Source organism: Bradyrhizobium sp. USDA 223 (assembly GCF_044909005.1).
In the GTDB taxonomy this organism is placed as follows: Bacteria; Pseudomonadota; Alphaproteobacteria; order Rhizobiales; family Xanthobacteraceae; genus Bradyrhizobium; species Bradyrhizobium yuanmingense.
In genome coordinates this window covers 7,752,724-7,777,260 of sequence record NZ_JBIYDR010000001.1, presented here as the reverse complement: position 1 = coordinate 7,777,260, position 24,537 = coordinate 7,752,724, and the positions used below count along the sequence as shown (strand labels likewise).

Below are 24,537 nucleotides of genomic sequence, written 5' to 3'. Positions count from 1 at the left end.
TCCATGATCAGAACATCTGCGGCAGACTATTTCAGGCTGAAGACGACCAAGGCGCCGTCGTCACGCGGCATGCTCTTGTAGACGCCGCCGAAGTTCGGCGCATATTCGTCCGCCAGCATCCCGCCGAAGCCCGCCGTCACCGCGATATATTGCTTGCCGCCGACGGAGTAGCTGACGATGCCGCCCTGATGGCCGGTGCCGTTGTTGTGCCTCCATAGCTCGGCGCCGGTTTCGGCATCATAGGCGTGCAGCACGCCACGCGAATCAGGCACGAAGACGAGGTTGCCCGCGGTCGACAGCACGCTTCCGAGCGGAGGCTCGGGATAGCGAACCTCCCATTTCTTCGCGCCCGTGATGGGATCGCGCGCGTCGAGATGTCCGTAGATCTCGCCACCCGGAGGAGGCACCATCTTGAAATCGGCACCGATGTTGAGCTGGACCTGCGGCGTGGTGACCGGCGTCGTCTTCTGGATATCCAGCGTCATGCACCATTCCTGTCCGATCTTGTAATAGAGACCGGTCTTGGGGCTGTAGGAGCCGGCGTTCCAGCTGATGCCGCCGCCGATGAACGGACACAGCGGTGGTTCGGTGACCTTGCCGACCGGGAAATCGCGACGGCCGATCAGCGCGCCGGTCTTGGGATCGATATCCTTGACGAAGTTGATGTTCTCGACCAGCCGCCAGACGTTCTTCACTTTGAGATTGCGGTCGTAGACGAAGACGAAGCCGCCCTTGTTCGGATGGACGACGTATTTCTGGCCGTCACGCTCGAGCATCACGAATTCGCCGACCGAGCTGTCGAAGTCCCAGGCATCGTGCGGCAGTTCCTGATGGTAGAATTTCAGCTTGCCGGTATCGATGTCGAGCCCGATCACCGAACTCGTGTAGAGGTTGTCGCCGGGACGCGCCCCCTGGGTCTTGTAGTCCGGACCCGACCAATCGTAGAGCGGCGCCGGGTTCGCAGTGCCCCACAGGATGGTGTTGGTCTCGGAATCGTAGGTGCCCGGCATCCAGCCGCCACCACCACCGGTGCGCCAGGACTCGTTGCCCCAGGTCTTCATCGCCTCTTCGGTGCCTGCGACCGTGAGGAACTCCCACTTCTTCTTTCCGGTTGCGGCATCGAGCGCGAAGATCGGGCCGCGGCCCGGCCATTCGCCGCCTTGCGCGCCTATGATCACGCTGCCCTTGGCGTAGAGCGGCGCGCCGGTGAAGCCGACAGTCAGCTTCTGCGAGTCGATCAGCCTGGTCTCCCAGAGAACCTTTCCGGTCTTGGCATCCAGCCCGAAGACACGACCGTCCATGGTGCCGACGAAGACCTTGCCTTCGCCGAGAGCGACGCCGCGGTTGTAAGGAGAGTGCGTCTGCCGGCTGATCAGCGCCTCATCCAGCTCCGGAAAGAACGACCAGATGACCTCGCCGCTGGCGCCGTTCAGCGCGAAGACCCGGCTGTAAGAGCCCGAATAGTACAGCACGCCGTCGGCGACGAGCGGCATCGACTGCAGGCCGCGCGTCGATCGCCCGGGAATGTGCATCCATGCCACGCCCAGATTGCCGACATTGCTCGTATTAATCTGTGCAAGCGGGCTGTAGTGATGGGATTTGTACGAACCGTGATAGGTGAGCCAATCGTTCTGGCCGGCGGCCTCGATACGGGCCGTATCCACGGACTGAGCCAATGCCGCCGTCGCTGCAAGTGTCGCAACGACAACGACAGCCAAGGCCGAGCTGAGCCATTGCTTCCTCATTTGCACTTCCTCCCGCTCTTGTGTTTGTTGATTGCGTCTCGTGAATGCGGCTTGCGAGGGGTACTTGCAGTTCAGTGTGCGTCGATCGTCCTCCATCGGACCGAATCGTCAACAGACCTCCCCTCCTCGGCGCATCGCGCCGAGGAGCCACGTTCACCGGAGTGGTTGCTGTTGTACTTCTGCTTGCCGTCACACTGTACGACGGATCACAGGGCCTGCAAATATGGAATGCGCACCGAAGCCGATTCGATGCAGGGCGACTTGAAACGGCAGCGGCGCTGACCGTTTTTGCTTTCGATCCGCCGATCCCGGAACAGGTCGTCTTATCCGTAAAGCACCTTCGGCAGTATCGTGACGATGCCCGGCCACAGCGTCAGCAGCAGCACGAAGCCGATCATGATCAAGAGATAGGGCAAGGTGACACGCGCGATGTAGCCGAGCCCGTCATCGGTGAGGCCCTGGATGACGAACAGGTTGAAGCCGACGGGCGGCGTGATCTGCGCCATCTCCACGGCGAGCACAAGGAAGATGCCGAACCAGACCTCGTCGAAGCCGGCACCCTTCACGATCGGCAGCACGATCGGCAGCGTCATCACGATCATCGAGAAGCCGTCGAGGAAACAGCCGAGCACGAGATAGAAGACGATCAGCGCCACGATCAGCATGAACGGCGACAGGCCGAGGCTTTTGACGAACGCGGCCACCGCCTGCGGGATGCCGAGGAAGGCCGCGGCATTGCCGAGGATCGAGGCCCCCAGCACAATCAGCGCGATCATCGAGCAAGTGACGACCGAGCCGATCAAGACGTCGCGGATCACCTGCTGCGACATTGCGCCCTGCGCCCAGGCAACCAGGGCCGCGCCGAGCACGCCGACCGCGGCAGCTTCCGAGGGCGTTGCGAGCCCGCCATACATCGAGCCGAGCACGCATGCGATCAGGAACAGCGCCGGCGCGAGATCCTTCAGTGCTGCAAAGCGCTCGCTCCAAGGCACCTGCGAGAGCTTGGCTTCGGTCTCGGGCACCATCGCGGGTTTGAGGGTGGTGTGCAGCATCACCCAGGCCATGAACGTCGCGGCCAGCAGGAAGCCCGGCAGCACGCCGGCGGTGAACAGCTTCAGGATCGAGACGTCGCCGAGCACCCCGTAGATGATCATGATGTTGGAGGGCGGGATCAGGAAGCCGAGCGTGCCGGCGCCGGCGAGCGAGCCGATCGCGATGTCGCGGGAATAACCGCGGCGCGTGAGCTCGTTGAGCGACATGCGGCCGATCACCTGCGTCGTCGCCGCCGACGAGCCCGAGATCGCCGCGAAGATGGTACAGCCGATCACGTTCACATGCAGAAGACGGCCGGGCAGCAGCCCGGCCCAGGGCGCCAATCCCTGAAACAGCGAGCGCGACAGGCGGGTGCGGAACAAGAGCTCGCCCATCAGGATGAACAGCGGCAGCGCCAGCAGCTCCTGCGTGGTCAGGATGTTCCAGGCGTATTGCGGCAGCAGCTTGTCGAGCGGGACCGAACGGAACATCGCGAGCAGCAGCGTCGCGGTCAGCGCAAGGGTGAGGCCGATCCAGACGCCGCAAGCCAGCAGCACAAACAGGATCGCGAACAGGGCAACGACTTCGATGGTCATGCGATCTTGGATCCGGATGCGGGCAAGGCGATCATTCGACGGGCGAGGCCTTCATGCGATGATCCTCCAGCGGCAGGCCGAGCGCGGCCTGGATCGCACGCGCCAGGAACTGCAGCGTCAGCAGCAACATGCCGAAGGTGACGATCGCTTGCGGAAACCACAGCGGCGTGTCGCTCGAGGTCGAGACCTGGCCGCGCACGAAGGCGCTCCAGGCGAATTTCGCCATGGCCATGGTCAGGAACGCCATGAAGGCGAAGCCGGCCGCCGCCGAGAGGATCTCGAGCGCGCGCTGCACCGGCACGGGTGCGTTCTTCAGGAGCAGCACGACGCGGATGTGGCCGCCGACGCGCAGCGTCATGGCGGCGCCGAAAGTGAAGGCCGCCGCCATCAGATAGGAGGAGTATTCCCACGCGATCGAGATGGTCGGCGGGAAGAGCGGCAGGAAGTTCGAGAGGAAGCGGGTTGCGACCTCGCACAGCATCAACAGCGTCAGCATCAGGAGACAGAAGCCGCCGATCCAGCCGTCGAGCCGGCCAAGGCGATCGATGCCGTCGAGGACGATGCGCAGCGGCGCGGGCGCCGCTGCGTTGAGACTTTGCGATGCTTCGGGCGAAAGGCTCACCACGCCTCGTCCTCAGCCGCGCTTGATTTCAGCGAGATAGGCTCGCACCGGCTTGTCCGCCGCCGGCACGCGCTTGAGGAAGGCATCCAACTGCGGCGCGGTCTTGGCCCGGATGTCCTTCATCATGGCGTCCGAGACCGGCACCACCTCCATGCCGCCTTCCTTGAGGCGATTGAGGCTGTCAACGTCGGCCTTGAGCGAATTGGCCCAGAAGCCGGGCTCCATCTTCGCCGCGATGTCAGCGACCAGCTTCTGTTGATCGGCGCCGAGCGCCTTCCAGGCATCGAGATTGACGGTGAGCATCTGCGACGACCAGACATGGTTGGTCGGGTAGACGTATTTGAGGAACTCCCAGAACTTGCCGTCGACGCCCGACACCGACGAGGTGGAGACGCCGGCCACGGCGCCTGAGGCGAGTGCGGGGATTGTTTCGCCCCAGGGGATCATCACCGCCGCCATACCGACGGCATTGAGCATCTCGACCGCGTTCTTGTCGGGCACGCGGATCTTGATGTTCTTGAGGCCCTCGACGTCGGCGACCTTCGTCTTCAGATGCAGATATTGCGTCGGCCATGGCACGACGTAGAGGATCTTCTGATTGTTGCGCGCGGCGATCTTCTCGTATTCGGGCCGCACATATTTGTGCAGCACCTTGAGCTCGTCCACGGAGCCGCAGAGGAAGGGGATGCTCTCGACGCCCATGAAGGGCTCGTCGCCGACCTGCTGGATGTTGAGGACGTCGGCGAGCGGCACCAGGCCGTCGCGCACGGCCCGCAAGTGCTCGGGCCCCTTGAAGCCGAGCTGGCCGCCGGCCTTCACGGTGATGGCGACCGCACCATTGCTCTGCTTCTTCACCTCCTCCGCAAACGCCATCGCGTTCTGGGTGTGGAAATTGCCGTCGGGCCAGACCGTCGACATATCCCAGCTCGTTGCCGCCCGGGCGCGAGTCGAGATGTGGCCGGCGGCGAGCAGCGTCGCTGCGCCCACAGTGAAGTTCCGTCGCGTAATCATTGCTCCCCTCCGTTTACCGAGCGTGTTGATGCATCAACGCGCGTACCCATAGACCTTGACTGCGTTCTCCGAAGACACGAGACCGCTTGCGACGTCGTCGTTGACGGCCGCGCGATCGCGCTCCCTGGGATCGCCGATGCCGGCACCGCCGGGCGTCAGCACGACCAGCCGGTCATCCGGCGGCACCTGCTGAAAGCCCTTGCCGCGCAGCTTCTTGCCGGATTTGAGACCGACATAGCCGGCCTCGCCGTTCTGGCCGCCGTCCCGCCCGCGCGGCGGGTGGTCGATGCGGTCGAACGCGGCGAGGATGTCGAACGGCGCATCGACCCCGCTGCCGACTTCGATGATCTGGCCGAGGCCGCCGCGGGTGCGCCCCGCCCCGCCGGAATCCGGACGCAGCTCCTTGCGCCAGAAGATCAGCGGCGTCTGCGTTTCGGCAATCTCGACCGGCGTGCCGCGCACGCCGCTTGGGTAAGCGGTCGCCGACAGCCCGTCCTTGCCGAAGCGCGCACCGGTGCCGCCGTTGGAGGTGACTGCCATCGAGAACCCGTAATTGCCGCCGGCGCCGGAGCGGGTCTGGCCGCGCACGTTGAGATTCCACAGGCAGGAGGTGCCTTCCGCAGGCACGCGCTCGGGAATGATCTGGCGCAGGCAGCCGAACACGACGTCCGGCAGCATCTGGCCGATGACGTGGCGCGACGCCACAGGCGCCGGCTTTGGCGCATTGAGGATGGCACCAGCCGGCGCAGACACCGTCAGCGGCGAGAGCGAGCCGGCATTGTTGGGGATCTGCGAGGCAACGACGCAGCCGAGGCCGAACACGGTATAGGCGGTGGTGTAGGACAGCGGCACGTTGATGCCGAACTTCGAGGCCGCCGAGGTGCCGTCGAAATCGACGTGGATGCCGGTATCCGAGATCGTCAGCGTCGCCGCCAGCGTCACCGGCGCATCATAACCGTCGACCACCATGGTGTTGCGCCAGCTGCCCTTCGGCAGCTTTGCGATCTCGGCCAGCACGGCCTCGCGCGAGCGGTCGCAGATGTAGTCGCCGAGCTCGTCGAGCGTGTCGATGCCGAACTCGCTCATCATCTCGACCAGGCGCTCGCAGCCGACATCGTTGCAGCCGGCGAGCGAATAGGTATCGCCCTCGGTGTCGATCGGCAGGCGCGTGTTGGTGCGGATCATCGCCATCAGCGTCTCGTTGACGACGCCCTGGTCGATCAGCTTCAGCATGGGGATGTAGAGCCCCTCCATGAACACGTCGGTGGCGTCGGGCCCGAAGCCGATGCCGCCGATGTCCATGAGATGACTGGTGCAGGAGAACAGCGCGACGACCTTGCCGTCCTTGAAGCAGGGCGTGGTGACGACGAAATCGTTGAGATGACCGGTGCCCATCCAGGGATCATTGGTGATGTAGGCATCGCCCTCCTTCATCGTCTCGATCGGGAAGTGAGCGATGAAGTGCTTGACCGATTCGGCCATCGAGTTGACGTGGCCGGGTGTGCCGGTCACCGCCTGCGCCAGCATCCGCCCCTTGAGGTCGAACACGCCGGCCGAGAGGTCGCCGCATTCGCGCACGATCGGGCTGAAGGCGGTGCGAAGCAGCACCTGGGCCTGCTCCTCGACCACGGCGATCAGCCGGTGCCACATGATCTGGAGGTCGATCAGGCTCGCGCCATTTGCCTTGCTCATGATTAGGCCGCCTTTCGTTCCATGACGATGCTGCCGGCACCGTCGATATGGGCGTCGAAACTGGTGGAGACGAACGTCGAGGTTTCGTCTTCCGCGATCACGGCGGGGCCTGCGATGGTTGCCCCTGGCGCCATGTCCTCGCGCCGATAGAGCGGGATCTCGATCACTTCGCCGGCCCGGCCGTCGAAGAACTTTCGGCTGCCGGACGCCTTGGCCGCGGGCTTGCGCGCGACCGCCGCAACGGCAGGCGGATTGCGCGCCTCGGTGGTCGCCAGCACCGACCAGCTCAACACCTCGATCGCCGCGCCCGGGATCGGTCGCTCGAACATCGCCGAATAGTCGGCCTCGAACTTTTGCCGCAGGCCAGCGAGATCGGCCGACGTCAGCGGCCGGTTCGGCAGCTCGACCGAGATCTCGTGGCCCTGGCCGACATAGCGCATGAAGGCAGCACGGCGCTCGCGCACCGGCGCGCCAGCGGCGCCAGGCTCGACCAGCGCACGCGCTTCGGTCGCCATCTCCCGCAAGAGGTCGGAGACAGCCTCGGTGTCGAAATCATCGAGGCGCACGTGCCGGCTGCGCACCAATTCATACGCGATGGGAGCCGCCAGAAATCCGACCGCCGAGCCGACGCCGGCATTCGAGGGCACGATCACGCGGGACACGCCGATCTTCTCGGCGACACGGGCCGCATGCAGCGGCGCGGCGCCGCCGAAGGCGATCAGCGTGTGCTGGCCGACCACCGCGCCGCGCTCGACAGCGTGCACGCGCGCCGCGCTCGCCATGTTCTCGCAGACCACCTCGTGCACGGCATAAGCCGCGGTTTCCGCCGACAGGCCGAGCGGCGCACCGACATCGCGCAGCAGCGCCTCTTTCGACAGCTCCGGATCGAGCTTGATCGTACCGGCCGCAAAGGTATCGGGATCGATCATGCCGAGCGCAACGTCGGCATCCGTCACTGCCGGACGCTGGCCGCCGCGGCCATAGCAGGCCGGCCCCGGCTCCGACGAGGCGCTCTCCGGGCCGACGGTGACGCGCTTCATCGCGTCGACATGGGCAATCGAGCCGCCGCCGGCGCCGATCTCGACCATCTCGATCACGGGGATGCGCACCGGCAGGCCGGAGCCCTTGAGGAAGCGCGCCGCGCGATCGACCTCGAACACGCGTGAGGTCTCGGGCTGGTATTTCTCGATCAGGCAGATTTTTGCCGTGGTGCCGCCCATGTCAAAAGAGAGCACCTTGCTCTCGCCAAGGCGCGCCGCGATCTGCGCCGCGAAGATCGCGCCGCCCGCAGGACCGGATTCGACGAGACGCACCGGAAAGCGCCGCGCCGTCTCGATCGAGGTGACGCCGCCGCCTGACGTGACGAGATAGATCGAGCCGCGGAACTGCTCGACCTGCAGGGCGTCGGCCATGCGGGCGAGATAGCCGTCGATCAGGGGTTGCACATAGGCGTTCGCGACCGCAGTCGATGTGCGCTCATACTCGCGAATTTCGGGACAGACGGCGGAAGACAATGTGACGGAGATGCCGGGCATCTCCTCGGCCAGGATCGCCGCTGTGCGCCGCTCGTGCTCGGGATTGGCATAGGAATGCAGGAAGGCGATGGCGACGCTCTTGACCTCGAGTTCGCGCAATTTCGGCGCGAGCGCCCGCACCGAAGCTTCGTCGAGCGGGAGGCGGACGGCGCCGTGAGCGTCGATGCGCTCGGGCACGGTGAAGCGGAGGCCGCGCGGCGCCAGCGGCTTCGGCTTGTCGATGCTGAGGTCGTACTGGTCGTAGCGGCTCTCCGTGCCGATATCGAGCACGTCGCGAAAGCCTTCGGTTGCGATCAGCGCCGTCCTGGCGCCGCGCCGCTCGATGATCGCGTTGGTCGCGAGCGTCGTGCCATGGATGAAGACGTCGATATCGCTGATATGCGCGCGCGCATCGGCAAGAATGAGCCGCATGCCGTCCAGCACCGCCTGCTCAGGCCGCTGCGGCGTCGTCAGCACCTTGCGGGTTTTGCGGTCTTGTCCCACGTCCAGCACGATGTCGGTGAACGTGCCACCGATATCAACGGCAAGCCGTACCTCGGCTCCCTCGAGCATTCCAATTTCTCCGTGCTGGTCGTCAAGACCGGGTCCAAAAGCGCAGCAATTCCCGTGCCATGACGCATGCCTGTAACGCTGTGCCCGGCTATTTTGCGCGGCACCTATGCAATAGGCAAGGCGTGTTCGCGCCTGAGCGATCAGAGCAGGAATGCAAGCGCCGCCTCGCAGCGCTGCTCGACCTTCAGCGTCAGGAGATCGTCGGCGCGGGTGCGGCCGAGATTGACCGCGGCGATCGGAATCTGCCGTTTCGCGGCGGCCTGCACGAAGCGGAAGCCGGAATAGACCATCAATGACGAGCCAACGATCAGCATGGCATCGGCCTGCGCCAGATGCTCCTGCGCCGTGGCCACCACCTCACGCGGCACGTTCTCGCCGAAGAACACCACGTCGGGCTTGAGGATGCCGCCGCAGGCTTCGCAAGGAGGCACCTCGAAGGAGGAAAAATCCTCGTGCTCCAGATCGGCATCGCCGTCGGGTGCATCGGCGGCATCGAGCGTCAGCCATGCCTCATTGGCGCGGCCGAGCGCGTGCTGAAACTCCTCGCGCGGCGTCTTCGCCCCGCAGCCCATGCAGCGGACCAGATCGAGCCGGCCGTGCAGGTCGATCACCTGCCGATGGCCGGCCGACTGATGCAACCGGTCGACGTTCTGGGTCAGCAGCATCCCGCACCGGCCGTTCGCCTCGAGCCGGGCCAGCGCACGATGAGCATCGTTCGGCCTCGCCTGGCCGAACCGCCGCCAGCCGATCAGGCTGCGTGCCCAATAGCGCCGGCGGGTTGGCTCCTCCGACATGAAGGCCTGAAAATTGACCGGCTGGGTCCGTTTCCAGTTGCCCTGGCTGTCGCGATAGTCGGGAATGCCCGAATTGGTGCTGCAGCCGGCGCCCGTCAGCACGAACAGGCGTTCGTGCCGGCCGATGAAATCCTGGAGCGGAGGTTTTGCCGGAGGGGCATTCGTCATGGCGCATGATGTAGTTCGCGCCGGCCCGTTTTGCCAGATAACGACAATCCCGGCGCATGGCGGCCGCATAGCCGTTATCGCGGCGACCGCCGTCCCGTGAGATCGAGCGGACGAGCTTTCTCTTGTCCCGCGATCCGCGCGGCCTGCTGCAGCGTCAGCCTGAACTCGTCCCGCTTCTCGTGCACGGAGGCGATCGCATGCCCGACCGCAACGCCGAGGCCGACCAGTGCGGCTTCGGAGAGCTGCAGGCTCGCCTCGATGGTTTCCGGCACCGCATCGGTTGCGCCGATCGCGTAGAGGTGCCGGGCATGATCGGCATCCCGCGCACGCGAGACGATCAGCACGTCCGGCCGCACCGCCCGGACCCGCTCGACGACGGCATCGATCGCCGGCCGCGACTGGATGGTGATGATCACGCCGGTCGTCTGCATCAAGCCGCAGGCTTCGAGGAAACCCGGCTCTGTCGCATCGCCAAAATAGACCTTGTGACCGTCGCGGCGATCACGCGCCACGTCGACGGCCGCGTGATCGACTGCGATGTAGTTCAGGCCATGGCTGGTCAGCAGGGAGCAGACCACCTTCCCAACACGGCCATAGCCGACCACGATGGCGTGCGCGCGGTCGCCGGGCGGCCGCACCGCGAGTTCGGGATCGGGCGTGCGTTCGCTGCTCAGTTTCGCGGCCAATTTTCGTCCAAGAATGCTCAGAAGCGGCGTCAGGGCCATCGTCACGGCGGTCACGGCGACGGCAAAGCTCGACACGCGGGGCTCGATCATGCCTCCGGCCGCCGCCATTCCGATGCTGACGAAGGCGAACTCGCCGACGGGGCCCAGCAGGAAGCCGATCTCGATCGCCGCCGGCCATGACAGCCTGAAGAGGCGCCCCAGGATGATGAGCACGATCGCCTTGCCGACGAGAATGCCGACGACGGCGGCCAGCAGCCAGACGGGCTCGCGCAGGAACACGCGGACGTCGATGGCCATGCCGACGGTGAAGAAGAAGATGCCCAGCAGCAGGCCCTTGAACGGCTCCACGGTGGCCTCGATGGCCTTGCCATACTCGGTCTCCGCCAGCATCAGTCCTGCAACGAAGGCTCCGAGCGCCATCGACAGGCCGGCCTGGTGGGCGGCAAGCCCTGCGCCGACAATGACGAACAGGGTCGCGGCAACGAACAACTCCGTCGAATGGGTGCCTGCAACCATCTGGAAGAGCGGACGCATCAATAGCCGTCCGACCAGCGTGAGGAAGGCTACCGCTAGCACCGCCTTCAGGACCGCACTGGAGATATGCGCCACGACCGAGCCACCGCTTCCCGCGCCGAGCACCGAGACGAAAACCAGAATGGGGACGACTGCGAGGTCTTGAGCCAGCAGCACCGAGAAGCTGGCGCGCCCAGCCGAGGTGGAAAGCCGCCTCTCGGCGGACAGGAGCTCGAGCACGATCGCCGTCGAGGACAGCGCAAGGCTCGCGCCGAGGATCACGGCCGTATCGGAGCTCTGCCCGAAGAGAAGCGCCACGCCGAAAATCATCGCCGACGTCGCGAGGACTTGCAGGCCGCCGAGCCCGAACACCAGACGCCGCATCGTCATCAGCCGTCTGAAAGACAGCTCGAGCCCGATCAGGAATAGCAGGAACACAATGCCGAGATTGGCGATACCCTCGACGTTCTTCGCGTCCGTCACGGTGAACCAGTACAGGAACGGGAGGTCCTTGACGAGCGAGCCGAGCCCGAGCGGACCGAGAATGGCGCCGGCCCCGAGATAGCCCAGCACCGGATTGATGCCCCAATGCCGGACGATCGGCACCACGACGCCGGCGGTGCCGAGGACCACCAGCGCGTCACTATAGGCATTGATGTTGATGGTTGTGGTCACGGGCCCTTCACGTGTCGGCGCTCGCCAATAGCGGCAGCGCCATCCACGGTCGATAGCACACGGCGCCGCAGACCCCCAACCGGTCGCGCCCCTCTATCCCACGCGAGGCGCGCGCAACCCCAAGCCGGTTTTCAGCTTGCCCAGTTCTCCCGAAACTCTGGAAACAGCGTCAGGCCCCCGCAGGCATAGATGGTCTGCCCGGTGATGTAGCTGGCGTCCTCCGAGGCGAGGAAGGCGAACACCGCGGCGATCTCTTCCGGCGTGCCGACGCGCCCCATCGGAATGTGGGAGGTGACGACGCCGCGCTTCTCCGGATCGCCGGTCCAGGCCGCATTGATCGGCGTGTCGATCGCGCCGGGACCAACCGCATTGACGCGGATGCGCTGGCCGGCGAATTCCAGCGCCAGCGTGCGCGTGAGATTGGCCATGCCGCCCTTGCTGATCGAGTAAGCGAGATAGCCGGGTTTGGGGATGATCTGGTGGACGCTGGAGCAGTTGATGATGCTGCCGCCTGCGCCGCGCGCGACGAAATGCGCCAGCGCCTTCTGGGCACACAGCACGGCGCCGTTCAGGTTGACGTCGATGATGCGGCGATAGGTTTCGACGTCGAGCGCCTCGCTCGGCGATTCCCGCTGGAAGCCGGCATTGTTGACGAGACAATCGAGACGCTTGAAGCGCGCCAGGACCGTCTCGAACATCGCGGCGATGTCCTGCTCATTGCCGACATCGGCCTTGACGACGATATGGTCGAGCCTGCCATGGCCGCGATCGCTCGATGCGGCTCGTGCGAGCGCGAGCGTCTCGTCCGCCCCCTCGGGACTGCCGAAATAATTGATGGCGACGGTCGCGCCTTCCTGGGCGAGCCGGATGGCAACGGCACGACCGATGCCTTGTGAGGCGCCGGTCACCAGCGCGTACTGGCCGACGAGGCGCGAGGGAAACGGGGTCGAGCGTTCGGTTTGCGGCATGTGTTTTCTCCGGGATGCATCATCATGGATGGAACCGGCGTTTTGTTCCATCCCTCGCAGATGCCGGCATCTAGTCGGCTCGCTGCGCGCGCGGCGAGGTCAAGATCTGATAGAGGATGATCGCGCCGAACGTCGCGGTGCCGATGCCGCCGATCGTGAATGCACCGAATTTGAGCGTGAGGTCGCCGGCCCCTGCGATCAGCGCCACCGCGACCGTGATGAGGTTCGCAGGATTGGCGAAGTCGACCTTGTTCTCGACCCAGATTCGTCCGGCCATCGCCGCGATCAATCCGAACAGCACGATCGAAAGCCCCCCGATGACGGGACCCGGGATGGACAAGATGAGCGCGCCGAATTTCGGCGAGAAGCCGAGCAGGATCGACACCAGGGCTGCGAACGCAAACAGCAGTGTCGAATAGACCTTGGTCGCCGCCATCACGCCGATGTTCTCGGCATAGGTGGTGACGCCGGTACCACCGCCGCACGCCGCCACGATGGTAGCTAAGCTGTCGGCGAAAAGGGCGCGGCCAAGATAAGAATCGAGGCTTCGGCCGGTCATGGCGCCAACGGCCTTGATGTGCCCGAGGTTCTCGGCAACGAGAATGACGGCAACCGGCGCGATGAGGAAGATCGCATCGGCATGGAAGCTCGGCGCAGTGAAGTTCGGCAGCCCGAGCCACGGCGCGGCCGACAATTGCGTGAAGTCGATCGGCTTGCCGAAGCCGAGGCCGTTCGCGAACAGCAGGTACAAGAGATAGCCGCCGAGCGCCCCGAGGATGATCGGTAGGCGGCGCCACAGGCCTGGTGCTGCAACGGCGACCACGCCGATGATCAAGACGGTGGCGAGGCCGATCCAGGTGTCGAATGCATTGGCGCTAACTGCCTTGACCGCAACCGGCGCGAGATTGAGGCCGATCGCGGCGACGACGGCGCCGGTAACGGCCGGCGGCAGCAGCCGCTCGATCCAGCCGACACCGGACCACATCACGACCAGCGAAATCAGGCCATACAGCACTCCGGCGCCGACGATGCCGCCGAGCGCAACCGACAGGTTCGGGTTCGGCCCCTGCCCGGCATAGCCGGTGGCGGCGATGACGACGGCGATGAAGGCGAAGCTCGAGCCGAGATAGCTCGGCACGCGCCCGGCGACGATGACGAAGAAGATCAGCGTGCCGACGCCGGAGAACAGAACTGCAACGTTGGGATCGAACCCCATCAACAGCGGCGCGATGATCGTCGCACCGGACATCGCGACGCAATGTTGAAGACCCGAGACGATGGTCTGGCCCCAGGACAGCCGCTCCTCCGGCATGATCACGCCCGAGGTCTTGAGCTTCCAACGTGGAAAATAGCTCTGCTCGTCCGAGCCTGTTGCGATCGTCATGTTTCCACCCAAGTTCGGCGCAACGACCGATGGTCGTGCCAACAGACAAAAACGTGATTGTCGCTTCTGCGGCGCCCATCACATGATGCAAATCATGCACGATCAATCCGTTCCCGAGCCTACATTATGACACAGATTGCGATCCCGTCAGCCATCCAGCGCCGGCACCAGCCCTGGTACAAGATCCTGTACGTCCAGGTGCTGATCGCGATCGCACTCGGCGTGCTCATCGGCTATGTCTATCCCGATCTCGGCAAGGCCTTGAAGCCACTCGGCGACGGCTTCATCGCGCTGATCAAGATGATGATCGCGCCCGTGATCTTCTGCACCGTGGTGCACGGCATTTCCTCGATGGGCGATCTGAAGCGGGTCGGCCGGGTCGGGCTGAAGTCGCTGATCTATTTCGAGACGGTCTCGACCGTGGCGCTCGCGGTCGGCCTTCTGGTCGGGGAGATTCTCCAGCCCGGACACGGCTTCAACATCGATCCAACCACGATCGACCCGAAATCGGTGGCGACCTACGTCACCAAGGCCCACGAAGAGGGCATCGTCGCCCATCTGATGGCGATCATTCCCGACAGCTATCTCGGCGCCATTGCGCGCGGCGACCTCTTGCAGGTGCTGCTGATCTCGATCCTGTCCGGCTTCGCCATCGCCTTTCTCGGCAAGGCCGGCGAGCCTATTGCGGACGCTATCGACAAGGCGGCGAAGATGTTCTTCGGCATCATCCGCATCATCGTGCGCGTCGCGCCGATCGGCGCCTTCGGCGCGATGGCGTTCACCGTCGGCGCCTACGGCCTCGGCTCGCTGCTCAATCTCGCCGCGCTGATCGGCACGTTCTATCTGACCAGTATCCTGTTCGTGCTGATCGTGCTGGGTTCGATCGCCCGGCTCGCCGGCTTCTCGATCCTGCGCTTCATCGCCTATATCAAGGACGAGCTTTTGATCGTTCTCGGCACCTCGTCCTCCGAGACCGTGCTGCCGCAGATGATCCAGAAGATGGAGCATCTCGGCGCCTCACGCTCCGTGGTGGGCCTCGTCATCCCGACCGGCTACAGCTTCAATCTCGACGGCACTAACATCTACATGACGCTGGCGACGCTGTTCCTGGCGCAGGCGACCAACACCCATCTGACCATCTGGCAGGAGCTCGGCATTCTCGGCATCGCCATGATCACCTCCAAGGGGGCCTCGGGCGTGACCGGCGCCGGCTTCATCACGCTCGCCGCGACGCTGTCGATCGTGCCTGATATCCCGATCCAGTCGATCGCGATCCTGGTCGGCATCGACAAGTTCATGAGCGAATGCCGCGCGCTGACCAACCTGATTGGAAATGGCGTTGCCTGCGTGGTCATCAGCATCTCCGAAGGCGAGCTCGACCGCGACGCGCTGCACGAGACCATGGCGCATCCGCTGGAGATCGGCGAGGCGCTGGAGCCGAGTGGAGGCGCGGCCTCGTAGGCCGCGCAGTCGGTGAGCAGACGAAGCCTGGTTCCGATGCGGTAGTTTCCCGGAGTAGAAAATCGATGCGGCCCGCGTCACAACACTGGCGTTGGGATCACGGATTTATACTCATTTTTTCCGCCCGACGCGCTGGGGGCAGGGCGTCGGGCTTTTGATAATCACAGCCAGATCCAGAGCGCCAGGCGGGATCAGACGATCCCGCCATCGATGCGCGGCAAATTGGCGGCAAGTTCGATCCGCCGCGTGATCCCGATCGCCTGCAGGAACGCCTCGTCATGGCTGACGACCAGCAGAGCGCCGTCATAGGCCCGCAAGCCGGCCTCGACGGCTTCGATGGACTCGAAGTCGAGATGATTAGTCGGCTCGTCCAGGATCAGCAGCGACGGCGGCGGCTGCCCGCCCAGCACGCAAGCGAGGCCCGCGCGGAACATTTGCCCACCGCTCAGGCTCCCGACGATTTGCAAGGCGGCATCGGCGCGAAACATGAACCGGGCCAGCGCGGCATGGCACTCGTTCGCACCGGCCTTCGGATTGAGACGCCGAAAATTGTCCAGGATGGAGCGCGCCGGTTCGAGCAGGCTGACCTTCTGGTCGAACAACGCGAAATCCGGCCTGACCCGCACGATGCCCGCAAGCGGACGCAGCTCGCCCACGATGAGCTTCAGCAGCGTCGTCTTGCCGGAGCCATTGGGCCCGAGCAGCGCGACGCGCTCCGGCCCGACCACCGCAAATGAGAGGTCGCGCAGGACAGGCTGCTCCGGCCGAAAGCCAGCGCTGACACCGTCAAGCCAAAGCACCTCCCTCCCCGCCGGCAGGTCGGTTGCGGGCAATTTGACCGAGAGCGGCTGAAGAACCTCGATGCGCCGGCGCGCCGTGTCGATGGCTTGAAGTGCTTCCGCGCGCTGCCGCTCGGCGATTTGCGCATTCTTGCCGCCGGTGTCCTCGCTGCGATCCTTGCGGGCGCCGGCCAGGATGCGCGGCATGTCGCCCTTGGCGCGCTTCTTTCTGCCGCCGCTGTCCTTGCGCGCTTTCTTCTCCGCGGCCTCCTGCGCCCTCCCGTCGATCTCGGACAGGCGGTTCTCGGCAAGCGCGAGATCGTGCCTCACAGCCGCGAGCTCGATGGCCTTCTGCGTTCGAAAGCTGCTCCAATTGCCGCCATATCGTGTCGCGCCGAGCGACGTCAGCTCGACGATCGCATCCATGGTGTCGAGCAGTGTCCGGTCGTGGCTGACGATAATCGCGCCGCCGCGCCAGGCAGCCAGCAGATCGGTGACGGCCTTGCGTCCGTCCTGGTCGAGATTGTTGGTGGGCTCGTCCAGCAGCAGGAAGTCAGGCGCAGCGAACACCAGCGCGGCGAGACGAACCCGCGTGATCTGGCCACCGGACAGGCACGACAGCTCCGTATCGGGAGACGGATCGAACCCGAGGCGCGCCAGCGCGGCCCCAAGCCGCGTCTCGAGCGTCCAGTCGACCGCAGCGACCTCGTCGGCGGAGGCGTCGCCCCGCTCGGCACGGCGCAGCAACTCGAGCGCTGGCCGCACACCGAACATATCCGCCACGGTCGCGCCGGCAAGAACCTGCACGTCCTGGCGTAACAAGCCGATAGTGCCGTTGATCAGAACGCGTCCCGACTGAGGAATATGTTCTCCGAGCATCGACGCAAGCAGCGTCGTCTTGCCAACGCCGTTACGGCCGACGAGACCAGTTCGCTCGGCGCCGAATGTCAGATCGAGGTTTGAGAAGAGAGAGCGGCCGTCAGGCGTGGACAGCGACAAGTTCGACAGGATGATTGAAGCGGGCATGGAGTTCCCCGTGAGCAAGGCGGATGGGCGTTGCGGTCGGGGTGAAATCCATGGCTGCGAAGATCCTGATTGAGGAATTCTCTAACTAGTCCCATCAAAGGGCGAGATCAAGGCGCGGCACGAGGAGGCAACAGCGTGATGGGCGCTGTCGTCCTTCCTCGCCGTGCGCCATCAGCCCTTGAGCGCGGTCACCACCACCTCAATTAGCGCGCCGCCGCCGAGATCGGCGACGCCGACGGTGGCGCGGGTCGGCAGATTGTCGCCGAAGAATTCGGTCCAGGCCGCGTCCATCTCCTTCTTCTTGGAGAGATCGGTGACGAAGATCGAGGCGCTGACCACGCGCGACTTGTCGGTTCCCGCCTCCTTCAGATAGCCGGCGATCTTGCCGAGGATGTTGCGGGTCTGCTCACCCATCGAGACCGAGGTGTCGTCGGCGATCGTGCCGCCGAGGAAGACGAAGCCATTGGCTTCGACGGCGCGGTGCATGATGGGCGTGCGGATGCTGCGGGTGATGCTCATGATGTCCTCTTGTTCCTTTGTTTGAGCATGATCTTTTCGGCTATTCGGATCATGCTAGAGTGCGGAAGGGTGGAAGCGGTCGATGCCGAGATCACTGATGCGGGTCTGGGTGCCGCCGTTGACGATCAGCTCCGCCATCACGGCGCCGGCGCCAGGGCCGAGCTGGAAACCGTGCAGCGAGAAGCCGAACTGGTGATAGAGGCCCTTGTGACGCGAGCTCGGCCCGAACACGGGAATGTCGTCCTTCATCTTGGCTTCGATGCCGGCCCAGGCGCGAACGATGGTGGCGCTACGCATCACCGGAAACAGCTCGAACACGATCTGCGCGCTGGTCGCAAGGCTCTTCCAGTCCAGCACCGTTTCGTTGCGGTCCTGATAAGGCGTAGCCAGATGGCCGCCGCCGATCAGCACGGTGCCGTTCTTGAACTGCTTGAAGGACAGCTTCCGGCCGCGCAGGATCACGACGGGGTCGATGAAGTGCGGAACGCGCGAAGTGATCATCAGCATCGGCGCCACGGTCTCGACCGGCACCGGCTCGCCGAGATCAGCCGCGATCCTGCCCGCCCAGGCGCCGGCCGCATTAACCAGCACCGGCGCGGCAAAGCTCTCCGAACCCGCATCGACGTGCCAGAGACCGTCGTTGTGGCGGATGTTGCCGGCCGCGACGCCTTCGCGCACGGTCGCACCTAACTGCTCGGCCTTGCGGCGGAACGCTGTCGTCGTCTGCGCCGGATTAGCCGCGCCATCCCGGCGCGAGACCACGCCGCCGGGACAGGTCTCGGCCACCGCCGGCACCAGCCGGCGCAGTTCGGCGGCGCCGATCAGCTCTTCGTGGGTGAAGCCCAGTGCGTTGAGCTCGGCGACCCGCGCGCGGCAGGCCGCGAGCTCGTCCTCGTTCTCAGCGACGAGAACCTGGCCGTAGCTCTCAAAGCTGCAATCGTCGTCGAGGAGCTCCGAAATCTTCTCCCAGATTCCCATCGAGCGGATCGACAGCGGGATCTCCGGGATGTGCCGGGCGAGCTGACGAACGCCACCGGCGTTGACGCCCGAGGCGTGGCGGCCGGCATAGTCCTTTTCGATCAACACCGGCTTCAGGCCGGCGAGACACAGATGCAGCGTGGTCGAGCACCCGTGGATGCCGCCGCCAATGACGATCGCATCCACGTTTGTGCTCATCCGCGCACCACGGCCTTGACGTCGGCCTCGCTCTTCGGAACGGCGGCGAGCTCGGCCAGCGTGATCGGCTTCACCGGCGCGCGCAGGCGGTAGTAACCGATCTCCTGCGGGGTCTTGCCGCGCGCCTGCGCCATCAGCTCGGTGACGGTGAGGCCGCAGAGCCGGCCCTGGCACGGGCCCATGCCGGTGCGGCGATAGGCCTTGAGCTGATTCGGTCCGGTCGCGCCGATCGCGACGGAATCGAGCACGTCCTTCGCGGTCACCTCCTCGCAGCGGCAGACGATAGTATCGCCCGAGGGAACGCGGAAGTGCGGCGCGGGGCGGAACAGCGTGTCGAGAAACAGGCGGCCACGCTCGGCCTTGGCGAGGTCGGAACGGAGCGTCGCCATTGCGGGAAGTTTTGCGGCAGAAGCGGGCGCCAGTGCTTCGACCGCGGCGCGCGCGGCAATGCGACCGCGCACCACGGCTGCACTCGCGCCGCCGATGCCGGCCCCGTCACCGGCGATCGCGATGCCGGCGACCGACGAATTGCCGCTCGCGTCCAGCACCGGCGACCAGCAGAGCTGCAGATCATCCCAGCGATGCTCGATGCCGGCGGACATCGCCAGATTGACGTTGGGCACGACACCCTGATGCAGCAGCAACAGATCGGTGGGAATGGTCTCGCGCTTGCCGCCGGCGACATAGCTCACGCTGGCAAGCTGGCCATCACCGGAAGCCGCAAGCTCGGTGACGCCAGAGACGACCTGCACCTTTGCCTTCACTTCGCGCATCATCGACAGGCCCTTGGCGAAATAGGGCGAGGTCAGGAACGCGAAGGCATACGGCAGCGCGGCGAAATAATTGCCGCGCTCGGTGGTGTTTAGAATACGATCGATGCGGCCGCCAAGCCGCAGGATCTGCGCGGCGAGCAGCCACAGCAGCGGCCCCTGCCCTGCGATCGCCGTGCGTCCGTCGGGCACCAGCGCCGAGGACTTCAGCATGGTCTGCGCCGCGCCCGCGGTCATCACGCCCGGCAGCGTCCAGCCGGGAATTGGGAAGGGCCGCTCCAGCGCGCCGGTCGCGAGAATCACGCGTTTCGCCTTGACGAAGGCCGAGGCGCCGCCGATCGAGACGGCAATATCGAGATTGCGGTCGAGGCTCCAGACAGTCGCACGCTGGATGACTTCCGCGCTGCTCGCGCGCAGCGACTGCACGAGCTCGGCCCCGACCCAATAATCGGCGCCGAGCTGATTGCGCTCGGTGACCGGAGTCGAAGAAATCGCACGGAACACCTGACCGCCGGGGCCGATGTTCTCGTCGAGCAGCAGCGTCGAGAGGCCAGCCTCAGCGGATGTTGCGGCAGCAGCAAGGCCGGCAGGCCCGGCGCCGATCACCACGACGTCATAGTTTTCGCGCTTGGGAGCCACGCTCATTTTCCGATCTCCCGCTTGCCCTTCTGAATTTCGATCTGCATGCCCTCGGCGACGGGCACAAGGCACCCTTGCCGGTTGCCGACGCCGTCGATGGTGACGAGGCAGTCGAAGCAGACGCCCATCATGCAATAAGGCAGACGCGGCGCGCCGCTGACAGCGGTGGAACGCCGTGCGTCGCAGCCCGAGGCCAGCAGCGCGGCAGAGACGGTGTCGCCCTGGCGCGCTGCGACGGCGACGCCGTCGACGAAGATCTGCACCTCTGGCCGGTTGTCCTGTTCGGATCGCTTGAACATGGGGATGCCTCTTGGCTCCTTCTCAAAATCTTCAGTAACCGCTGCTGTTGGCAGCACCTGCGCCGCCAAAACGGCTCGCCGAGAACGCGCCGACCAGCTCCGGCTCGAGCGCGCCCTGTGCCACCATGCGCGCGATCTCGAAGGCGTGGTTGGAGGCGAGCGTCACGCCGGAATGGCAGCAGGCGACGAAGGCGCCGGGATGCGTCTCCGACTGGTCGTAGATCGGGAAGCCGTCCTGCGGCATGACGCGAATGCCGGACCAGCTCCTGACCACGTTGAGCCGCGCCAGATGCGGGAACATGCGCTGCGCGCGATCGGCCATGACGCCGCTGATCGACGGCTTCAACGTGCGATCGTCGAGCTCGTCCTCCTTGCTGTCGCCGATCATCACCGTACCCTCGTCGGTCTGGCGGATCGTGGTCAGCGGATGCGGCAGGAACGGCATGGTGCGCTCGGTCACGACGACCTGGCCGCGAGTCGGGCCCATCGGCGCAAAGAGGCCGACCATCGGCGCCAACGTCTGGTTGGCATTGCCGGCGGCAAGCACGATCTTGGCGGCACGCAGCTCGCCCTGCGGCGTCGTCAGGCGAAATTCGCCGCCGCTCTTGCTGATCGCCGATACCGGGCGCTCCGGAAAATAGTCGATGCCGAACGCAATGAAGCCGGTGTGGAAGGCGCGGAAAGTGCGCAGCGAATTGACGTGGCCGTCGAGCGGACAATAGCTGCCGCCGGAGACCTCGGGGCCGATCAGCGGTAGTGCCTTCTTCACCTCGGACGGCCGCAGCATCTCCATCTTGTAGTCGGCCGCGCCGACCTGGTTGTGCATGCGCTTGACGAGCTCGGTGCGCTGGCCGAATTCGTCCTCGCCGAGCGTAAGATGAAAACCGCCGTTCTGCTGCAGGGCGACGTCGAGGCCCGTCTGCTGCTTCAGCTCGGAGGCCAGCCGGCCCCACGCTTGCGAGGCCTGCACGGTCCACCGCGTATAGGCAGGCATGCCGAGCCCTTTGCTCTGCACCCACACCAGCGCGAAGTTCGCGCGCGAGGCGCGCTTGGTGATGTCGCCTTCGTCGAGCACGGCGACCTTCTTGCCGAGCCGGCCGAGGCCCCAGGCAATGGCGGAGCCGAGCAATCCGCCGCCGACGACGGCGACGTCGTATTCTCCTGGCATGAGTTCTCCTATCGTCCCGTATCGCCCTTGCCGGCGAGCACACGGTCGAGCCCGTAGAAGCGGTCGAGCAGAATGAGGGCGGCCATGGTGATTGCGATCACGCAGGCCGAGACCGACGTCACAAGCGGATCGATGTTGTCCTGGATGTAGAGAAACATGCGGACCGGCAACGTCTCGGTCCCTGGCGCAGCAAGGAAGACGGTCATGGTGAGATCGTCGAAGGACTGGATGAAGGCGAGCGCCCAGCCGCTGATGACGCCGGGCAGGATCAGCGGCAAGGTCACGCGGCGAAACAGCGTCCAGCCGCCGGCGCCGAGCGAGACCGCCGCCATCTCGACCGTGCGGTCCATGCCGATCGCCGCCGCCAGCGTCAGCCGCAGCGCGAACGGGAACACGATGATGACATGGGCGATGATCAGCGCGGCAAAGCCTCCGCCTAGTCCCACCGAGGTGAAGAAGCGCAGGAAGGCGATGCCGAGCACGACGTGCGGGATCATCAGCGGCGACAGGAACAGCGCCGCCAGCGCATCACGGCCGCGGAAACGATAGCGCGCGATTGCGAGCGCCGCCGGCACCGCGAACAGGAGCGCCACGAGCGAGGACAGCGCGCCAAGGCCGAGGCTGACCCAGAACGCATGGATGAACTCGGGGTAGTTCGCGATGGTCCTGAACCAGCGCAGCGAAAACCCGTTGGTCGGCAGCGACAGAAAACCTTCGGGCGTGAAGGCGACAAGACAGACCACCAAGATTGGCGCCACCATGACGATGACGAAGACGGTGTGGAAGATCAGCGCGAGCGGTCCGTTCCGGCTCATCGGAACACCTCCGCATAGCGGCGCTCGATCAGCGCGTTGCTGCCGACGACGATCAGCACCAGTGCGGCCAGCAGCAGCGTCGCGACGGCGGCACCGAGTGGCCAGTTCAGGGTGTTGAGGAATTCGTCATAGGCGAGCGTTGCCGCGACCTTGAGCCGGCGCCCGCCGATGATCGCGGGTGTTGCGAACGCGCTGGCCGAGAGCGAAAACACGATGATCGCGCCCGACAGCACGCCGGGCATGATCTGGGGCATGATGATGCGGCGGATGATGGTCGCAGGGCCCGCGCCGAGCGACATCGCGGCATTCTCGATCTGCGGATCGAGTCGCTGCAGCGCCGCCCACACCGAGAGCACCATGAACGGCATCATCACATGCGCGAGCGCGATCACCACGCCTGTTTCGGTGAACATGAAGGGAATGGGGGAGCCGATTAGCCCGAGTGACATCAGGAGCTTGTTGACCAGCCCGTTGTTGCCGCCAAACAGCAGGGCCCAGCCCAGCGTGCGCGCCACCACCGAGATGAGAAGCGGCCCGAGAATGACCAGCAGGAAAAAACTCTTCCAGCGGCCGCTCATGCGGTTGAGGATATAGGCTTCGGGCGCGCCGAGCAGTGCGGTGAGCAGCGTGGTCAGGATCGCGATGCGGAAGGTCCGCCAGAACATCTCGGCGTAATAGGGATCGGTCGCGATCTCGTGCCAGTTCTTGAGGATGAAGACCGGCTCGATGCCCTTGTACTGGCCCCAATCGTGGAACGACAGCATCACCGTCATCGCCAGCGGAATCAGCAGCACGCCAACGAATAGCATCAAAGCGGGCGCGGTCAGCACCCACGGCGCGCGCAGGCTGCGCTCCTCGGCCGCCATGCTCATGCGCCGGCCCTCGCGCGCACGCTCATGTCCTCGGGCCGCCAGGTGAGGCGAACCGCGTCGCCTTCGGCCGGCTGCGCTTTGCCGTCGTTCTGGCGGATCACGATCGCCGGGCCGCATTCGCTGTCGCACTGGAACAGCCAGTGATTGCCCTGGAAGATGCGCGTGATGATCTTTGCGCTGAGCCCCGTATCGCCGAAGCCGATTCTTTCGGGACGCACGCTGACGGTCACGGGACCGCCAAGCCCGGCCGGCGCCGGTGCGCGCCAGGAGCCGGCCACCAGTTGCGTCGGCGCCACGGTCCGGTCGATCATTCCGGCAAAGTCGTTGGTCTTGCCGAGGAATTGCGAGACGAAGGCCGAGGCCGGCTTCTCATAGGTTTGCTGCGGCGTGCCGATCTGCTCGATCTTGCCCTGGCTCATCACCACGATACGGTCGGACAGCGACATCGCCTCGTTCTGGTCGTGCGTGACCAGGATCGTGGTGGTGCCGACGGTGCGCTGGATCTGGCGCAGCTCGATCTGCATCTCCTCGCGCAGCTTGGCGTCGAGGTTGGACAGCGGCTCGTCGAGCAGCAGCACGCTCGGCTTGATCACCAGCGCACGCGCCAGCGCCACGCGCTGCTGCTGGCCGCCGGACATGCGGCGGGGGTGACGGTCCTCGTATCCGGCGAGGCCCACCATCGCGAGTGCGGCGCGGACGCGTTCGGACCTTTCAGCGCGCGGCACGCCACGCATCTCCAGGCCGAAGGCGACGTTCTCCGCCGCGGTCATGTGCGGAAACAGCGCGTAGCTCTGGAACACGATGCCGAGGCCGCGCTTGGCCGGATGGATCGCGGTCAGGTCCTTGCCCTCGAGCCGGATCGCGCCGCGTGTCGGATCGAGGAAGCCCGCGATCATCTGCAGCGTCGTGGTCTTGCCGCAGCCGGACGGGCCGAGGAAGGAGATGAACTCCCCCTTTCCCACCGACAGGCTGAAGTCATCGACCACGGTCTGCGTGCCGAACTGCTTTGCGACCCGATCGAGCTCGAGATAGGCCATGAC

The 24,537-nt window shown here is 65.3% G+C and carries 20 protein-coding genes; 1 reads left to right on the top strand and 19 read right to left on the bottom strand.

Annotated elements, in window-relative coordinates:
* Window positions 1-26 precede the first annotated feature (26 nt).
* From ABIA40_RS36190 to ABIA40_RS36145, 10 genes are all read right to left on the bottom strand, one after another.
* Window positions 27-1,745 (bottom strand): PQQ-binding-like beta-propeller repeat protein, encoded by a 1,719-nt coding sequence (locus tag ABIA40_RS36190; RefSeq protein WP_271542917.1) that lies wholly within the window; start codon window positions 1,743-1,745, stop codon window positions 27-29.
* 323 nt (window positions 1,746-2,068) lie between these two features.
* Complete coding sequence (locus tag ABIA40_RS36185; RefSeq protein ID WP_275498045.1) at window positions 2,069-3,373, bottom strand: TRAP transporter large permease; 1,305 nt, start codon at window positions 3,371-3,373, stop codon at window positions 2,069-2,071.
* Between the two features lie 31 nt (window positions 3,374-3,404).
* Window positions 3,405-3,998, bottom strand: a complete 594-nt coding sequence (locus ABIA40_RS36180) for a TRAP transporter small permease subunit (protein WP_404545984.1) — start codon at window positions 3,996-3,998, stop codon at window positions 3,405-3,407.
* A gap of 9 nt (window positions 3,999-4,007) precedes the next feature.
* Window positions 4,008-5,006, bottom strand: a complete 999-nt coding sequence (locus tag ABIA40_RS36175) for a TRAP transporter substrate-binding protein (protein WP_404545982.1) — start codon at window positions 5,004-5,006, stop codon at window positions 4,008-4,010.
* Between the two features lie 33 nt (window positions 5,007-5,039).
* Entirely contained in the window at window positions 5,040-6,698 is a 1,659-nt protein-coding gene (locus tag ABIA40_RS36170; protein ID WP_275510556.1) for a hydantoinase B/oxoprolinase family protein, read from the bottom strand.
* A gap of 2 nt (window positions 6,699-6,700) precedes the next feature.
* Window positions 6,701-8,785, bottom strand: a complete 2,085-nt coding sequence (locus ABIA40_RS36165; protein WP_404545980.1) for a hydantoinase/oxoprolinase family protein — start codon at window positions 8,783-8,785, stop codon at window positions 6,701-6,703.
* A gap of 140 nt (window positions 8,786-8,925) precedes the next feature.
* The gene (locus tag ABIA40_RS36160) at window positions 8,926-9,747 is read right to left on the bottom strand and encodes an NAD-dependent protein deacetylase (protein ID WP_271542911.1); all 822 of its coding nucleotides are present in this window, start codon (window positions 9,745-9,747) and stop codon (window positions 8,926-8,928) included.
* Window positions 9,748-9,821: 74 nt separating this feature from the next.
* Entirely contained in the window at window positions 9,822-11,621 is a 1,800-nt protein-coding gene (locus ABIA40_RS36155) for a cation:proton antiporter (RefSeq protein WP_271542910.1), read from the bottom strand.
* Window positions 11,622-11,752: 131 nt separating this feature from the next.
* Entirely contained in the window at window positions 11,753-12,589 is an 837-nt protein-coding gene (locus ABIA40_RS36150; protein ID WP_404545977.1) for an SDR family oxidoreductase, read from the bottom strand.
* A 70-nt stretch (window positions 12,590-12,659) separates the two neighbouring features.
* Window positions 12,660-13,973, bottom strand: a complete 1,314-nt coding sequence (locus tag ABIA40_RS36145; RefSeq protein WP_404545975.1) for a solute carrier family 23 protein — start codon at window positions 13,971-13,973, stop codon at window positions 12,660-12,662.
* A 126-nt stretch (window positions 13,974-14,099) separates the two neighbouring features.
* On the opposite strand from ABIA40_RS36145, the gene ABIA40_RS36140 reads away from it, so the two are divergent.
* The gene (locus tag ABIA40_RS36140) at window positions 14,100-15,434 is read left to right on the top strand and encodes a dicarboxylate/amino acid:cation symporter (RefSeq protein WP_404545973.1); all 1,335 of its coding nucleotides are present in this window, start codon (window positions 14,100-14,102) and stop codon (window positions 15,432-15,434) included.
* 191 nt (window positions 15,435-15,625) lie between these two features.
* Here ABIA40_RS36140 and ABIA40_RS36135 read toward each other — a convergent pair whose 3' ends face one another.
* From ABIA40_RS36135 to ABIA40_RS36095, 9 genes are all read right to left on the bottom strand, one after another.
* The gene (locus ABIA40_RS36135) at window positions 15,626-17,239 is read right to left on the bottom strand and encodes an ABC-F family ATP-binding cassette domain-containing protein (protein ID WP_271542906.1); all 1,614 of its coding nucleotides are present in this window, start codon (window positions 17,237-17,239) and stop codon (window positions 15,626-15,628) included.
* 171 nt (window positions 17,240-17,410) lie between these two features.
* The gene (locus tag ABIA40_RS36130; protein ID WP_028138431.1) at window positions 17,411-17,758 is read right to left on the bottom strand and encodes a RidA family protein; all 348 of its coding nucleotides are present in this window, start codon (window positions 17,756-17,758) and stop codon (window positions 17,411-17,413) included.
* 54 nt (window positions 17,759-17,812) lie between these two features.
* The gene (locus ABIA40_RS36125; protein WP_271542905.1) at window positions 17,813-18,934 is read right to left on the bottom strand and encodes an FAD-binding oxidoreductase; all 1,122 of its coding nucleotides are present in this window, start codon (window positions 18,932-18,934) and stop codon (window positions 17,813-17,815) included.
* The gene (locus ABIA40_RS36120; RefSeq protein WP_271542904.1) at window positions 18,931-20,349 is read right to left on the bottom strand and encodes an NAD(P)/FAD-dependent oxidoreductase; all 1,419 of its coding nucleotides are present in this window, start codon (window positions 20,347-20,349) and stop codon (window positions 18,931-18,933) included. The genes ABIA40_RS36125 and ABIA40_RS36120 overlap by 4 nt, the downstream gene beginning before the upstream one ends.
* Window positions 20,346-20,642, bottom strand: coding sequence for a (2Fe-2S)-binding protein (locus ABIA40_RS36115; RefSeq protein ID WP_271542903.1), 297 nt, complete (start codon window positions 20,640-20,642; stop codon window positions 20,346-20,348). Before ABIA40_RS36115 ends, ABIA40_RS36120 begins: the two co-directional genes overlap by 4 nt.
* A gap of 31 nt (window positions 20,643-20,673) precedes the next feature.
* Entirely contained in the window at window positions 20,674-21,810 is a 1,137-nt protein-coding gene (locus tag ABIA40_RS36110; RefSeq protein WP_271542902.1) for an FAD-binding oxidoreductase, read from the bottom strand.
* A gap of 8 nt (window positions 21,811-21,818) precedes the next feature.
* Window positions 21,819-22,625, bottom strand: coding sequence for an ABC transporter permease (locus tag ABIA40_RS36105; protein WP_404545969.1), 807 nt, complete (start codon window positions 22,623-22,625; stop codon window positions 21,819-21,821).
* On the bottom strand, window positions 22,622-23,497 hold the full coding sequence (locus ABIA40_RS36100; protein WP_036041395.1) for an ABC transporter permease: 876 nt from the start codon (window positions 23,495-23,497) through the stop codon (window positions 22,622-22,624). Before ABIA40_RS36100 ends, ABIA40_RS36105 begins: the two co-directional genes overlap by 4 nt.
* Complete coding sequence (locus ABIA40_RS36095; RefSeq protein WP_271542900.1) at window positions 23,494-24,534, bottom strand: ABC transporter ATP-binding protein; 1,041 nt, start codon at window positions 24,532-24,534, stop codon at window positions 23,494-23,496. The genes ABIA40_RS36100 and ABIA40_RS36095 overlap by 4 nt, the downstream gene beginning before the upstream one ends.
* Window positions 24,535-24,537 lie beyond the last annotated feature (3 nt).

Coding starts and splice junctions, on each gene's coding strand:
- ABIA40_RS36110 (WP_271542902.1), bottom strand. CDS start 21,810: ATGCCAGGAGAATACGACGTCGCCGTCGTCGGCGGCGGATTGCTCGGC.
- ABIA40_RS36175 (WP_404545982.1), bottom strand. CDS start 5,006: ATGATTACGCGACGGAACTTCACTGTGGGCGCAGCGACGCTGCTCGCC.
- ABIA40_RS36105 (WP_404545969.1), bottom strand. CDS start 22,625: ATGAGCCGGAACGGACCGCTCGCGCTGATCTTCCACACCGTCTTCGTC.
- ABIA40_RS36165 (WP_404545980.1), bottom strand. CDS start 8,785: ATGCTCGAGGGAGCCGAGGTACGGCTTGCCGTTGATATCGGTGGCACG.
- ABIA40_RS36150 (WP_404545977.1), bottom strand. CDS start 12,589: ATGCCGCAAACCGAACGCTCGACCCCGTTTCCCTCGCGCCTCGTCGGC.
- ABIA40_RS36115 (WP_271542903.1), bottom strand. CDS start 20,642: ATGTTCAAGCGATCCGAACAGGACAACCGGCCAGAGGTGCAGATCTTC.
- ABIA40_RS36095 (WP_271542900.1), bottom strand. CDS start 24,534: ATGGCCTATCTCGAGCTCGATCGGGTCGCAAAGCAGTTCGGCACGCAG.
- ABIA40_RS36140 (WP_404545973.1), top strand. CDS start 14,100: ATGACACAGATTGCGATCCCGTCAGCCATCCAGCGCCGGCACCAGCCC.
- ABIA40_RS36130 (WP_028138431.1), bottom strand. CDS start 17,758: ATGAGCATCACCCGCAGCATCCGCACGCCCATCATGCACCGCGCCGTC.
- ABIA40_RS36125 (WP_271542905.1), bottom strand. CDS start 18,934: ATGAGCACAAACGTGGATGCGATCGTCATTGGCGGCGGCATCCACGGG.
- ABIA40_RS36170 (WP_275510556.1), bottom strand. CDS start 6,698: ATGAGCAAGGCAAATGGCGCGAGCCTGATCGACCTCCAGATCATGTGG.
- ABIA40_RS36190 (WP_271542917.1), bottom strand. CDS start 1,745: ATGAGGAAGCAATGGCTCAGCTCGGCCTTGGCTGTCGTTGTCGTTGCG.
- ABIA40_RS36160 (WP_271542911.1), bottom strand. CDS start 9,747: ATGACGAATGCCCCTCCGGCAAAACCTCCGCTCCAGGATTTCATCGGC.
- ABIA40_RS36120 (WP_271542904.1), bottom strand. CDS start 20,349: ATGAGCGTGGCTCCCAAGCGCGAAAACTATGACGTCGTGGTGATCGGC.
- ABIA40_RS36145 (WP_404545975.1), bottom strand. CDS start 13,973: ATGACGATCGCAACAGGCTCGGACGAGCAGAGCTATTTTCCACGTTGG.
- ABIA40_RS36185 (WP_275498045.1), bottom strand. CDS start 3,373: ATGACCATCGAAGTCGTTGCCCTGTTCGCGATCCTGTTTGTGCTGCTG.
- ABIA40_RS36135 (WP_271542906.1), bottom strand. CDS start 17,239: ATGCCCGCTTCAATCATCCTGTCGAACTTGTCGCTGTCCACGCCTGAC.
- ABIA40_RS36100 (WP_036041395.1), bottom strand. CDS start 23,497: ATGAGCATGGCGGCCGAGGAGCGCAGCCTGCGCGCGCCGTGGGTGCTG.